This is a genomic window from Corynebacterium ureicelerivorans, from assembly GCF_000747315.1.
GTDB classification, from domain to species: Bacteria; Actinomycetota; Actinomycetes; order Mycobacteriales; family Mycobacteriaceae; genus Corynebacterium; species Corynebacterium mucifaciens.
Genome location: NZ_CP009215.1, coordinates 1,607,787 through 1,620,824, shown reverse-complemented (window position 1 = coordinate 1,620,824; position 13,038 = coordinate 1,607,787). Strand labels below are relative to the sequence as shown.

At 66.7% G+C, this 13,038-nt stretch carries 12 protein-coding genes and 1 pseudogene; 1 reads left to right on the top strand and 12 read right to left on the bottom strand.

Annotated elements, in window-relative coordinates:
* Positions 1-6: 6 nt before the first annotated feature.
* The 3 genes from CUREI_RS07980 to glnA form a co-directional block, all read right to left on the bottom strand.
* Positions 7-969: a TDT family transporter gene (locus CUREI_RS07980; RefSeq protein WP_084768258.1), complete on the bottom strand. Its 963-nt coding sequence runs from the start codon at positions 967-969 to the stop codon at positions 7-9.
* A gap of 80 nt (positions 970-1,049) precedes the next feature.
* Positions 1,050-1,616, bottom strand: a complete 567-nt coding sequence (locus CUREI_RS07975) for a VIT1/CCC1 transporter family protein (protein WP_038612460.1) — start codon at positions 1,614-1,616, stop codon at positions 1,050-1,052.
* 77 nt (positions 1,617-1,693) lie between these two features.
* Positions 1,694-3,130: a type I glutamate--ammonia ligase gene (gene glnA, locus CUREI_RS07970; RefSeq protein WP_038612457.1), complete on the bottom strand. Its 1,437-nt coding sequence runs from the start codon at positions 3,128-3,130 to the stop codon at positions 1,694-1,696.
* A 75-nt stretch (positions 3,131-3,205) separates the two neighbouring features.
* Here glnA and CUREI_RS07965 point away from each other — a divergent pair, with 75 nt between their 5' ends.
* Positions 3,206-3,682, top strand: coding sequence for an RDD family protein (locus tag CUREI_RS07965; RefSeq protein WP_038612454.1), 477 nt, complete (start codon positions 3,206-3,208; stop codon positions 3,680-3,682).
* On the opposite strand, the gene CUREI_RS12760 is transcribed toward CUREI_RS07965, so the two are convergent.
* The 9 genes and pseudogenes from CUREI_RS12760 to CUREI_RS07930 all read right to left on the bottom strand — a co-directional run bounded on the left by CUREI_RS12760 (position 3,679) and on the right by CUREI_RS07930 (position 12,992).
* Positions 3,679-3,813, bottom strand: a complete 135-nt coding sequence (locus CUREI_RS12760; protein WP_269077724.1) for a hypothetical protein — start codon at positions 3,811-3,813, stop codon at positions 3,679-3,681. The two genes, CUREI_RS07965 and CUREI_RS12760, sit on opposite strands and share 4 nt — an antisense overlap.
* 55 nt (positions 3,814-3,868) lie before the next feature.
* A pseudogene (locus tag CUREI_RS12875) lies at positions 3,869-4,150 on the bottom strand (threonine/serine exporter family protein); the annotation flags it as partial.
* A 17-nt stretch (positions 4,151-4,167) separates the two neighbouring features.
* Positions 4,168-4,959 (bottom strand): DUF4191 domain-containing protein, encoded by a 792-nt coding sequence (locus tag CUREI_RS07960; RefSeq protein ID WP_038612451.1) that lies wholly within the window; start codon positions 4,957-4,959, stop codon positions 4,168-4,170.
* A gap of 43 nt (positions 4,960-5,002) precedes the next feature.
* Positions 5,003-6,046: a lipoyl synthase gene (gene lipA, locus CUREI_RS07955; protein WP_038612449.1), complete on the bottom strand. Its 1,044-nt coding sequence runs from the start codon at positions 6,044-6,046 to the stop codon at positions 5,003-5,005.
* Between the two features lie 4 nt (positions 6,047-6,050).
* The gene (gene lipB / locus CUREI_RS07950; RefSeq protein WP_038612445.1) at positions 6,051-6,836 is read right to left on the bottom strand and encodes a lipoyl(octanoyl) transferase LipB; all 786 of its coding nucleotides are present in this window, start codon (positions 6,834-6,836) and stop codon (positions 6,051-6,053) included.
* A gap of 33 nt (positions 6,837-6,869) precedes the next feature.
* Complete coding sequence (gcvH, locus tag CUREI_RS07945; RefSeq protein ID WP_038612441.1) at positions 6,870-7,256, bottom strand: glycine cleavage system protein GcvH; 387 nt, start codon at positions 7,254-7,256, stop codon at positions 6,870-6,872.
* A 2-nt stretch (positions 7,257-7,258) separates the two neighbouring features.
* Positions 7,259-8,332, bottom strand: a complete 1,074-nt coding sequence (gene gcvT, locus CUREI_RS07940) for a glycine cleavage system aminomethyltransferase GcvT (RefSeq protein ID WP_038612439.1) — start codon at positions 8,330-8,332, stop codon at positions 7,259-7,261.
* Between the two features lie 11 nt (positions 8,333-8,343).
* A complete protein-coding gene (gene gcvP / locus CUREI_RS07935) occupies positions 8,344-11,208 on the bottom strand; it encodes an aminomethyl-transferring glycine dehydrogenase (protein WP_038612436.1) in 2,865 nt (954 codons plus the stop codon).
* A gap of 83 nt (positions 11,209-11,291) precedes the next feature.
* Positions 11,292-12,992, bottom strand: a complete 1,701-nt coding sequence (locus CUREI_RS07930; RefSeq protein WP_038612434.1) for a dihydroxyacetone kinase family protein — start codon at positions 12,990-12,992, stop codon at positions 11,292-11,294.
* Between the last annotated feature and the right edge of the window lie 46 nt (positions 12,993-13,038).

Here is a 13,038-nt window from a genome sequence, read left to right as displayed (position 1 = left end):
GCCGTCTTAACGGGCTGAGGGCAGTGACTGGTTGCGGGCGTGTTCCCGGCGGCCCTCAAACACCCAGCTGAGGAAGCGGGCGGAGCACAGCGACCAGTGCACGAGCAGGAGTAGCGGCACGGTCAGAGCGACGACGTCGAGCCAGTGCTGCCCGCTTACCAGCGCCATCTGGTGCCCGCCCATGCTCACGGTTCCCGGTGGGAACGTGCACGACCACCACGCGGGGGAGTAGTCCACCCAGCGCGCCACATTCGGGTAGAACTTCGCCATGGCGTAGAGGCCAAGCGGGATGGCAAATAGCAGCGCGACGCGGCCGTAGTAGATGGAAAACGAGCCGGGGTAGAGGATCTGCATCGCAGTGGTGGATTGCCCAATGACGCCGAGCGGCACCCACGCGGTGGCGGACAGCGGCCCAGACAGGTCAACTTTGCCGTGCCACGCGGCCCAGTACACGCGGATGAATGTCGGCACCGCGGTAAGCAAGGACATGAGGAAGAACACCGTGCCCAGCACGTGGTACAGCTGGCCGTAGTCGCGGGCCAGCCACCCGGCGACAGATGCGGAAATCATCGGGCCGACGAGTGGCAGGCCCCAGGTAAATCTCGGGTCGCCGTCAAAGCGTGAGAGCTGGATACCCCAGGTGATTGCCGTGGTGGGCGCGCCGATCCAGAAACCGATGAGGCGGTAGACACCCTCGTCGGTGAGCCCGGAAAGCGCGGCGCCGAGCGCGAGGATGCCGATGAAGAACATGGACCACTCCGCCATCGTGGTGCGCCCGAAGCTGGGGTGGCGGTAGCGCGCGAACCCGAACACGAGCACGACCAAAATGAAGCATGCGATGGTGGCAAAGACCGCGGCCGCGAAGTGCAGCCCCATCTCTACCAGCAAGCGCGAAACGATGGATGTGCCCATGAGGCTGCCGCCCCATGCGGGGCCGGGCGGTGGGAGTTGCCGGAACTTGTCAGTCACTCAGGGCATGGTAATCCCTATGGTCCGGCAGTGCTCGTCCGGCCCACCGGCAACGCCTGCCCGGGCGCTACCGGTTGCACTTAGCCCACGTTCGCGCCGAACAGCGAGCCGACGGCAAAGGTGGCCACGAGCGCCAGCGATCCGCCCACCACGATGCGGACCACGGACCGCCCAATCGGCGCCCCGCCCAGTTTGGCGGAAAGCGCCCCCGTCAGCGCCAGCGCCAGAAGCGTCACCCCGAAGATGGCGGCGATGCGCCATGCGACGGGGGCAAGCAGCGCCGTCGCAAAGGGCAAGCACGCGCCCAGCAAAAACGACAAGAAGGACGCAATCCCCGCGGACCACGGGTTCACCTGCGCGGCCTCGGGCATCCCCATGGCGCGCTCGGAGTCTCGCTGCGAGGACACGGACACATACTCGCCGAGTGCCATAGACACCGCACCACCGATCACGGCAGCGAGGCCCGACATCGCGATCGTCGTCTGGTCCGACGTCGCGCCCGCAACGCCCACCACTACGGCCGCGGTAGAGACAATGCCGTCGTTCGCGCCCAACACCGCGGCCCGCAGGCGGTTCAGCTGTTCGCCGGTGCCGGGCTCTTGCCTATCGACGCGGAGCTCCGCCCCGGCCACCTTCATCTCGGTCATAGGGCCCATCTTTGCGGGCCGTGACGGGCGCGGCAAGCAAGTTCGGCCTGCCTTACTGCAGGTCAGGCTATGCAAACCTAGCAGTCGAAGTACATCTCGAACTCCTGCGGCGTGGGGCGCAGGCGGACCGGTGTGATCTCGTTGTCGTACTTGAGCTTGATGTAGGTCTCGATGAGGTCCTCGGTGAACACGTCGCCCTCGGTGAGGAAGTCGTGGTCCGCTTCGAGGGCCTGCAGCGCAGCTTCCAGCGAGGTCGGGGCCTGCGGGATGTCCTTGGCCTCCTCCGGCGGCAGCTCGTAGAGGTCCTTGTCCACCGGGGCGTGCGGCTCGATGCGGTTCTTGATACCGTCGATGCCCGCCATGAGCATCGCCGCGAAACCGAGGTACGGGTTGCCGGACGGGTCCGGGGCGCGGAACTCGATGCGCTTGGCCTTCGGGTTCGCGCCGGTGATCGGGATGCGGATGGCCGCGGAGCGGTTGCGCTGGGAGTACACCAGGTTGATCGGCGCCTCAAAGCCGGGCACGAGGCGGTGGTAGGAGTTCAGCGTCGGGTTGGTAAAGGCCAGGACCGCGCCAGCGTGCTCGAGCAGGCCGCCGATGTACCAGCGGGCGATGTCGGACAGGCCGCCGTAGCCGGACTCGTCGTAGAACAGCGGCTCGCCGTCCTTCCACAGCGACTGGTGCGCGTGCATGCCGGAGCCGTTGTCGCCGGCAAGCGGCTTGGGCATGAAGGTCACCGTCTTGTCGTACAGCGTGGCGGTGTTCTTCACGATGTACTTGAAGTCCTGCAGGTCGTCGGCCGCGTGCAGCAGGGTATTGAAGCGGTAGTTGATCTCCTGCTGGCCGCCGTTGCCCACCTCGCGGTGGAAGCGCTCGATGTCGAAGCCGGCGGCTGCCAGGTTGCGCACCATGGCGTCGCGCACCTCGACGGTCTTGTCGTGCGGCGGGACGGGGAAGTAACCGCCCTTCACGCGGTTCTTGTAGCCCAGGTTGGGCGAGCCGTCCGACTCAACCTCGTTGCCCCGGTTCCACCAGCCTTCTGCCGCGTCAATCTCGTAGAACGCGGAGTGGCCCTCTACCTCGTAGCGGATGGAGTCGAACAGGTAGAACTCGGCCTCGGCGCCGATGGAGCAGCTGTCCGCGATGCCGGTGGAGCGGAGGTATTCCTCCGCTTTCTTGGCCACGTTGCGCGGGTCGCGGGAGAACGGCTCGTGGGTGAACGGATCGTTGACGAAGAACTTCACGTTCAAGGTCTTGGAGCCGCGGAATTGGTCCAGCTTGGCGGTTGCGAGGTCCGGCATGAGCGTCATGTCGGATTCCTCAATGGTGGTGAAGCCGCGGATGGAGGAGCCGTCGAACGCGAGGCCCTCCTCCATCACGTCTTCGTCAAACATCGACGCCGGGATGGAGAAGTGGTGCTCGATGCCGGGCACGTCGGTGAAACGCACGTCAACGAATTCCACCTCCTCGTCGGCGATGAATTTCTTAACGTCTTCGATGTTGTCGAAGGCCACGGGCGGTACTCCTCGTCTGTTGGCTGACACAAGTGTTTTCAAGTCTACGCGCGCAGACCGCTACGCTTCGTAAGCATGGCTGCTAATCGACGACATGACTGGCGCAACGGCCCGGAAATCCCGAACCAATTCACCGGCGAGGACGCGATGCCGGAGTACCCCGGGGAGTTTCTCGGTATGCCGAAGGAGGGGCCGGGCGCGCAGGCGTCGGTAATGCGCAGAATGGGTGGCGTGTTCATCGACTGGGCCATTTGCGCGGTCGCCGCGTCGTTGATCGTGCAGAACACTGACGCGCTCGGCGACAGGTACACCGCTACGTACCTGCTGTGGATTGTGCTGGGCATCATCTGCGGCTGGTTGTTCGCGCGCACCCCTGGCATGGCGGTGCTGGGCATGGGTGTGGCGCGGGTGGACAAAGAAGCGCCCGTGGGGTTCTGGCGCGCAGCGGTGCGCACCATCCTCACGGGCTTTGTGCTGCCGGCCGCGTTGGTGGACGCCGACGGTCGCGGCATGCACGACCGGGCCACCACCACGACCGTGATCCGCACCTAGTTGTTAATGGGGCGCTCTTCGCCGACGAGCTGGTGGCCGAAGTCGATGTAGCGCGAAAACGCCCAGTTCGGATCGGTGAGCATGCGCCCGACCGAGAGGCCGCCGGCGACAAACAAGACGACGAACGACACTTCCGTGAAGCGTGACAGCGCGTTCAATCTCGTCGAGCGCGGCGTCGATGACCTCCGGGGTGCGGTAGCTCTGCAGCAGCGAGTGCGCGACAGTCTCCAACGCCTCGATGCGTGAGGCGTTCACGCCAGGCAGCGGCACGTCGGCAACGGCGGTGCGGAACTGACCGCCGCGGTGGAACGTGCAGCTGATGGTGTTGAAGCCGACGATCACGTCGGCGCTATCGAAGCCGACTGAGCGGGCGCACCGCTTCACCGCGCGTATCACGCGGTAGCCAGACGCGCCGGCCGCCAACAATAAAACGCCGAAGCGGAGGCAGGTGCTCGCTTCGGCGTCCATGCGCGGGTTGGGCTCGGTCACTTGCCGCCCTTGCGCTCCTGCATGCGGCGCATCTTGCGGTTCATGCCGGCCATGTTCTGCGCCTGCTTGGGCAGGGGGCCGCCCGGCAAGCCAGCGGCCTGGGCGCCGCGGCCGCGGGAATCCATGGCATCCAGCTTGGCAGCGAGGTTGTACACCTCGTTCTTCTGGTAGTTCTTCGGCAGCTTGAGCAGGTGCTTCTGCAAATCCCTGGTACGCACCTGGCCTTCGCCGTCGCCCGCGTACACCTCGTGGACCGGCACGCCGGCCAGCAGGCGTTCAACGCGCTTGTGCTCCTTGGCCATGAGCGGCTTGAGGCGGTTCGGGTTGCCTTCGCCGACGAGCACCACGCCCGGGTTGCCCACCACGCGGTGGACGGTGTCCATGTGGGTGTTTGCCTGCACGCCGGTCTTGGTCAGCCACACGATGCCCATCGTGTTGCGCATGTTCTCCAGCGTCCAGCCGGCTGCGCCGGGCGTGTCGCCGACTTCGTCGTACATGGACCTCTCCAGCCGGCGGGAGAAGACAAACATGGCCAGCACCGCGCCGAGCAGCAGGCCGAGGACGAGCATGAACCACTGGCCGCCGAACAGCCGGCCGATGAGGAAGAATAGCAACCCGCCGCCGAGGACGCAGGCGAGCATGAGAGGAATCAGCGCCTTGTCGCGCTTGCGCTGGATGTCAAACGCCTGCTTGAGCTGTGAGCGCGTCGCCTTGCCCTTTGCGCGCTTCGCGGCGCGCTGTTCCTTCTTGGCGGCCTTCGCGGCCGCCTTGTCCTGCGTCGTAGCCATGGCCCTAACTGTATGCCACAGCCACAACGCAGGCCAAAGACACTTAGCGGGTCGCCACCGGGTGGTCGGCGGATGCGCCGTACTTCTTCAGCAGCGTGGAGGCCTCCTGAGCAGTGTCGCCTTGCGACGTCTCGGCCAGGTGCTTCAGATTCTCCGGCAGCTCCAACCCGCGGTGGGCCATTGCTTCAACGTACAGCTTGCCGGCGCGGTAGGAGGAGCGCACCAGCGGGCCGGACATGACGGCGCCGAAGCCCATCTCGTAAGCGGCGTCGCGGTACTCGATGAACTCTTCCGGCTTCACCCAGCGGTCGATCGGGTGGTACGTCGGGCCCGGGCGCAGGTACTGGGTGATGGTGATGATGTCGCAGCCGGCGTCAACCAGGTCGGCGAGCGCCTCGAGTACTTCCTCGCGGGTCTCGCCCATGCCCAGAATGAGATTGGACTTGGTAATCAGACCGAAGTCGCGCGCCTGACGGATGACGTCCAGAGAGCGGTCGTAGCGGAACGCCGGGCGGATGCGCTTAAAGATGCGCGGCACAGTCTCTACGTTGTGGGCGAAGACCTCGGGGCGCGCTTCGAAGACTTCCTGCAGCAGGTCAGACTTGCCCGAGAAGTCCGGGGTGAGGTTCTCCACGCCGGTGTGCGGGTTGAGCTCGTGGATCTTGCGCACCACCTCGGCGTACAGCCATGCGCCCTCATCCTCCAGGTCGTCGCGGGTCACGCCCGTAATGGTGGAGTAGTTGAGGTTGAGGCTTCGCACCTCTTCGGCCACGCGGCGCGGTTCGTCGCGGTCCAGGGGATCGGGGCGGCCGGACGCAATATCGCAGAAGTCGCAGCGGCGGGAGCAGCGGGAACCGCCGATGAGGAAGGTGGCCTCACGTGACTCCCAGCATTCGTGGATGTTCGGGCAGCCGGCTTCCTGGCATACCGTGTGCAGCCCGGCCCCTTTGACCTTTTGCTTCATGTCCTCGTATTCGGGACCGGTCTTGACGGAGTTGCGGATCCACCGCGGCTTTTTCTCAATAGGAGTTTCGGAGTTGCGCGCCTCAACGCGCAAGAGCTTGCGGCCTTCTGGTGCTACAGTCACGCCCTTACCGTACCTTCCGTGTCAAACCCTTTGAGGGGTCTGGCCGGGTAGCGAAGGTGTGGTCCGCTACCACCAGCTCACCGGCCAGCGCGCGTTCGAGCTCGCGCACCACCGGAGCTGCCATCTCACCCGGCGTGACGTCGCGGCCAAGCTCGAGCGAGAGGGTTGTCACGTCGGCGTCGTCGATGCCGCAGGCCACGATGTGGTTGTAGTGTTCCAGCGTGTTGTTGCAGTTCAGGCTGAGCCCGTGCATGGTCACTCCGCGGGTGATGCGGATGCCCAGCGCGGCAATCTTGCGCTCGCGTGACGACGCCTTCGGGTCCGCCGCCCGAGTCTGTTCAGGCACCCACACCCCGGAGCGGCCGTCGACACGCCCCGCGGTGGTCACGCCCGCCGCTCGCACGACCTGGATGAGGGCCTCTTCGAGCCTGCGCACGTAGTCCACCACGTCGACTGGCTCGGCGAGCTTGATAATCGGGTACACCACGAGCTGGCCCTCACCGTGCCAGGTGATGCGCCCGCCGCGGTCGACGGGCACCACCGGCACGGGGTAGGCGGGGTCGGGCATGTCCTCCGGCTGCGTGCGCTTGCCGGCCGTGAACGTGGAGGGATGCTCGAGGACGAGCACGGTGTCCGGCAGCTCGCCTTTGGCTCGTCGAGAAGCGATGTCCGCTTGGAGGTCCCACGCCTCCTGGTAGTCCACGAGCCCCAGCTCGCGCACGTCGATGGGCGCAGCTGAGGCTCGGATGGATTTCTCGGCGGGGAAGAACGGGTCGCGCGGGGCTGTCATTTTCCCAACCTTAGTCCCCGGCGGGGGCGGGGACTACACGCCGTTGGCGGAGCCGTACTCGTCTGCGCTGAGCAGCGGTCCGACCTCCTCGACCTCCACCTCGAAGAGCCAGCCCTCGCCGTAGGGGTCGTTGTTGATGGCCTCGTAGGCGCCGTCGATGTCCTCGTTGACCGCGGTGACGGTGCCAGTGACGGGGGAGTACAGGTCGGAGACCGACTTGGTGGATTCGATCTCGCCGCAGGTTTCGCCCGCGGTGACGGTGTCGCCCACCTGCGGCAGCTCCGCGAAGACGACCTCGCCGAGGCGATCCGCGGCCACGTGGGTGATGCCCACGCGCACGGTGTTGCCAGCGGCGTCATCCGGGGTGGCGTTGATCCACTCGTGGTCCTCGGAGTAGTAAAAGTCAGGCTGCAGTGCCATGGTTATGCGTCCTCTCGGGAGTAAAAGGGGGTCGGTGCAATAGTAAACGGGTAGCGGCGTCCGCGGATGTCGATCTCCACGTCCGTGCCCAGCTCCGCGTGCTGCGGATCCAGGTGCGCAAGCGCCACCGGGTGACCCAGCGTCGGCGACGGCTGGCCGGAGGTGACCACGCCGATCTTTTCGTCGGAGCTGGCGAGGAAGACCTCGGCGCCCTCGCGGGCGGCGCGGCGCTGCTCGGAGGTCAAACCCGCGATAACCACGCTCGGCTCGCGGCCGGTTAGCGCGTCCTTGCCGACGAAGTCCGCTTCCTTTTTGGCGAAGGCGCGGCCCATGCCGGCCTCCACTGGGGTGATCTCGGCGGTCAGTTCGTGGCCGTACAGCGGCATGGAAGCCTCCAGGCGCAGCGAGTCGCGCGCCGCCAGGCCGCACGGGGTGCCGGAGCCGATGACGGCGTCCCACACTTTCTGCGCGTCCTCGCGGGTGCAGAACAGCTCGAAGCCGTCCTCGCCGGTGTAGCCGGTGCGGGCGACGATCGTTTCAACGCCGTCGAGGGTCATCCACGCGCTGGAGTAGTAGGAAAGGGCGGAGGCGTCGTCGCTAAGCAAAGGCTTTAGCACGTCCAACGACTTCGGTCCCTGGACCGCAACCAGCGCGAACGCCTCGGAATTGTTGGTGAGCTGCACCTCGAAGTCGCCCTTGCGCGCCTCAAACGCGGCCCAGACGGCGTTGGTGTTCGCGGCGTTAGGCACGACCATGAAATGGTTCTCGCTGAAGCGGTAGGTGATCAAATCGTCGATGATGCCGCCGTCCTCGGCGACGATCATGGAGTACTTCGCCTTGCCGTCCTTGAGCGCGGTGAAGTTGGAGATCAGCGCGTAGTCCAAAAAAGCGGCGGCGTCGAGGCCCTGGACGGTGATCTCGCCCATGTGGGACAGGTCGAAAATGCCCACGTCGGTGCGTACCGCGCGGTGCTCTTCCAGCTCCGAGCCGTACTTCAGCGGCATCTCCCAGCCGCCGAAGTCGGTGAACGTTGCGCCGAGGTTTTCGTGGGTGGCGTGCAGTGGGGTCTGTGGCATGGGGGTGCTCCTTAGTACTTGGCGTTCTTTTCGGAGACCGCGACGTCGACGTCCTCCACAACTTCCGGCGTGATGTCGAATGCCTCAGGCGGCGGGCAGGCGCACTGGAGGTTGCGGTCGCCGAAGGCTTCGTCGATACGCCGCACCGGCGGGAAGTACTTCGCGTGCACGAGGGAGTCGACCGGGTAGGCGGCCTTCTCGCGGGAGAAGTCGTACGGCCACTCGTCGCGGATCACGCTGGCGGCGGTGAACGGCGCGTTGTGCACGACGGACTTTTCGTACTCGATGCGGCCGTCGATGATCTCCTGGATCTCGGCGCGGATAGAGCGCATCGCCTCGATGAAGCGGTCCAGCTCGGCCAGGTCCTCGGACTCGGTCGGCTCCACCATGAGTGTGCCGGCGACCGGGAACGCCAGGGTGGGGGCGTGGAAGCCGTAATCGATCAGGCGCTTGGCCACGTCGGCCGCAGTCACGCCGGATGCATCCGTCAGCTCCCGCAGGTCCAGGATGCACTCGTGGCCCACCAGGCCGTCGTTGCCGGTGTAGAGCACGGGGAAGGAATCGTTCAGCGCATGGGCGATGTAGTTCGCGCCCAACACTGCGTGCTCGGTGGCGCTGCGCAGACCGGCGGCGCCGGACATGGCGATGTAGGCCCAGGAGATGGGCAGCACGCCCGCCGAGCCGTACAGGGTTGATGCCACCGGCACCCCGCCGTCGGAGAACGCAGACGTGTCGGTCGGGTCGCCCGGCAGGAATGGGATGAGGTGTTCACCTACACCGATCGGGCCTACGCCCGGCCCGCCGCCGCCGTGGGGGATGGTGAACGTCTTGTGCAGGTTCAGGTGGGAGACATCGCCGCCGAAATCGCCCGGGCGGGCGATGCCGGTTAGAGCGTTCATGTTCGCGCCGTCGATGTAGACCTGGCCGCCGGCTGCGTGCACCTTGTCGCAGACCACACGCACGTCCTCTTCGTACACGCCGTGCGTGGAGGGGTAGGTGAGCATGATCGCGGCCACCGCATCGCCGTGCTGCTCCAGCTTGGCGTCGAGGTCCGCCAGGTCGATGGAGCCGTCCTCGGCGGTCTTCACCACCACAACGCGCAGGTTCGCCAAGGTCGCCGACGCCGCGTTCGTGCCGTGCGCGGACGCCGGGATGAGGCAGATGTCGCGCTCGGCGTCGCCGTTTGCCACGTGGTACCCGCGAATGGCCAGCAGGCCCGCCAGTTCGCCGGTGGCGCCGGAGTTCGGCTGCACCGATACTTCCGCGTAACCGGTAATCTCCACCAGCCAGGTGCGGATCTCGTCAATAAGTTCGCGCCAGCCCGCGGTGAACTCGTCGGGTGTGTACGGGTGCACGTCGGCGAAACCCGGCCACGTGATGGCCTCGAGGCCCGCCGTCGGGTTGAGCTTCATGGTGCACGACCCGAGCGGGATCATCGTGCGGTCCAGGGCGAGGTCCTTGTCGCCGAGGGCGCGGATGTAGCGCATCATCTGCGTTTCGGAGTGGATGCGGTTGAACGTCTCGTGGGTGAGGAACGCGGTGTCACGCGCGAGCGCGGCGGGGATGCGGGTGTCGCCCTCGGCGGGCGTTGCGCCGAAGCCCTCCAGAAGGGCGGCGACGTCGGCGTCGGTGGTGTCCTCGCCGAAGGACACGCCCACGGTCGTCTCGTCGATTGTGCGCACGAGGTAGCCCGCGGCAGCAAGCTTGTCGACGACCTCCGGCGCCCGCTCAACCTGCACCGCGACCGTGTCGAAGAAGTCGGCGTGTTTCACCTGCACACCGCTGGCCTCCAGCGACGCCGCGAAGTCGGCGGCGCGCTCGTGCACGGCGTGCGCGATGTTCTTCAGGCCCTTAGGGCCGTGGTAGACGGCATACATGGACGCGGTCACCGCCAGCAGCGCCTGGGCGGTGCAGATGTTTGAGGTGGCACGCTCGCGCCGGATGTGCTGCTCGCGGGTCTGCAGCGCGAGCCGGTACGCGGGGTAGCCCTCCGCGTCCTTGGACACGCCGACCAAGCGGCCCGGCATCTGGCGCTGCAGCTTCTCGCGGACCGCCATGTACGCCGCGTGCGGGCCGCCGTAGAACAGGGGCACGCCGAAGCGCTGGGTGGTGCCGATTGCGATGTCGGCGCCGAACTCGCCGGGCGATTCCAACAGCGTTAGGGCCAGGATGTCCGCATCGACGGCGACCAGGCCGCCACGCTCGTGGATCGCTTCGATCACCGGGCGCGGGTCCGCGATGTCGCCCTCGGTGCCCGGGTACGCGAAGACCGCGCCGACCAGGTCTTCGCCGACAACGCCCTCCGTGAGATCTGCAACCTCGACCTCGAGGTCGATGGCGCGGGCGCGCTCTGCCGCCACCTTGATCACCTGCGGGTGCAGGCGCGCATCCAGGATCACCCGGCGGCCCTTCTTCACCACGCGGGACATCAGCCCCACGGCCTCTGCGGCGGCGGACGCTTCGTCGAGAAGCGAGGCGTTCGCGATGTCTAGGCCGGTGAGGTCCTGCACCATTGTCTGGAAGTTCAGCAGCGCCTCCAGACGGCCCTGGGAAATCTCGGCCTGGTACGGCGTGTACGCGGTGTACCAGCCGGCATCTTCGACCACGCCGCGGCGGATCACTGGCGGGGTGAGCGTGGAGGAGAAGCCCTGCCCGTAAAACGCGCGCAGGACCGTGTTCTTGCCGGCGAGCTCGCGCAGTCGGGCCTGGGCCTCGTACTCCGTCAGTGCCTCCGGCAGTTCGAGTGGCCGCTCCGCCACGATGCCGGACGGCACCGCCGCGGCGATCAGAGCGTCGATGGAGTCGTAGCCCAGCGCACCCAGCATTTGCTGCTGTTCCTGCTGGTCGGGGCCGATATGACGGGAGATGTAATCCAACTGGAGCTCCTAGCGTTGAAAGTTGTACAACGAGCCATCTTAGTCACCCAGCCCCTGCTAGAAGCCATTTTGCACAAAGCTGTCTAGAATTCGTCCACCGCGGCGTCGCCGAACAGCCACGTCACCGCGATCGCGCCGGGATCCGGCACATCCTTCGCGGATTCGCCGAGGTAGGAGGCGCGGCCCTTCTTCGCCTGCATACCGCGGGTGGACTTTGCGCCCTCGACCGCTGGGCCGAAGACGAGCTCGAGCACCTCCTGGACCGACCCGCGGGAGTCCTTCGCCGCCCGGGCTGCCGGCGCCAGCGCGTCGACAAGGGTGTTGTCGCCTTCCTTCGCGCCGCCGAGCTCCGTGATCGCAGCTACGCCGCGCTGCAGCCCTTCCGCCAGTGCCGCCGCAAATCCGTCGCCGTCCGCGGTGCGCGAATCCACGCCTGCCGCCTTGAATGCGCCCGCCATCTCGCGGAAGAACGTTCCCAACACGGCGCCAGACGTACCTCCGGCGCGCACCAGCATGCGGTGGGCGAAGAAGCTCAGCACCTCCGCGTCGGCGCCTCGCACGGGCGTCTCGACGTCACCGAAGGCTGCCTCCATATTCTGGCCGAAGTCGCCGTCGCCGGCCTCGCGGTCCAGCACAGTCAAGTCGTCGAAACTGCGGGAGAGACGCTCCACGAACGCGGTGAGCCAGATGTTTTCCTCGCCTTCGTCGGGCTGGGCCTCGTCGTCGACCATGTGCGCATCGGCGTACTCGGGGTCGCGCACGACGCCGGGCCAAGCGGGGGCGGAGGTCTCGGCGTCGATGAGCTCGATCAGCTCGTCATCCAGCGCCGTGATGGTGAGCGAGATGCCCGCCATGTTCAGAGACGTGACAAGGGTGCCGCGCATACCGCGGCGCACCTTCAGCCCGCGTTGGGTCAACTGTTTGAGGGCCTCGCCGAAAACGAGGTCCTGCTCCAGCTGGCTGGTGCCGCCGAGCCCGTTGACAAAGAGCATGACGTCGTCACCCTCGACTCCCGCGTCGCGCAGCGACTGCAGGACCCCGTCAAGCAGCTCCGCCACTAAGGCCTGCGCACTGGGTTGCGCCTGCGCGATATCGCGGCGCTCCACGCCGGGCTCGCCGTGGATGCCGACGCCGACCTCGATCTGCCCCTCGTCTAGGTCGAAAGTGTCGCGGTCGCTAGTCGGGGAGTGTCCCGGCTGCAGCGCCACTGCCATGCTGCGGGACTGGTCCGCCGCGCGCTGGGCGATACCGGCCACGGTGCGCAGGTCGTCCCCGCGGGCCGCGGCGGCGCCAGCGACCTTTTCTACAATCACAGTCGCTCCGGTGCCGCGGCGGCCGGGGGAATCGTCGTTGTCAATCTCGGTGGCCACGTCGTCGGCGACCCGGACGTGCTCTACCTCCGCCTGGGCGTGGTTGGCGGCGACGGTGAAGTTCATGACGTCGCCGGTGTAGTTCTTCACCACATGCACCACGCCCGCGCCGCGGTCCGCCCACTCGGTGGCGGCACCGATCTGCACAGCGTTGGGGGAGGTGAACAGCAAGCCCGGGCAGGCTGCGTCGAGCATGCCCTCTCCGATAAAACCGGCGTGCATCGGCTCGTGGCCCGACCCGCCGCCGGAGATGACCGCGACGCGGCGCGCGCCAGCGGAGGCGTCGGGACGCGAAAGTCCAACGAAGCCCTCGTCGTGCCACTCGGCGCATGGGTGCGCGGCGACGAGGCCGCCAAGGGCCTCCCGCATGAAGTGGTCGGTGGTGTTGCGGAACGATTTGAATGTGTGCGTCATACCGCCACTTTATGCGCGCACGAAAAACCCGGCACCGAGCAGGGTG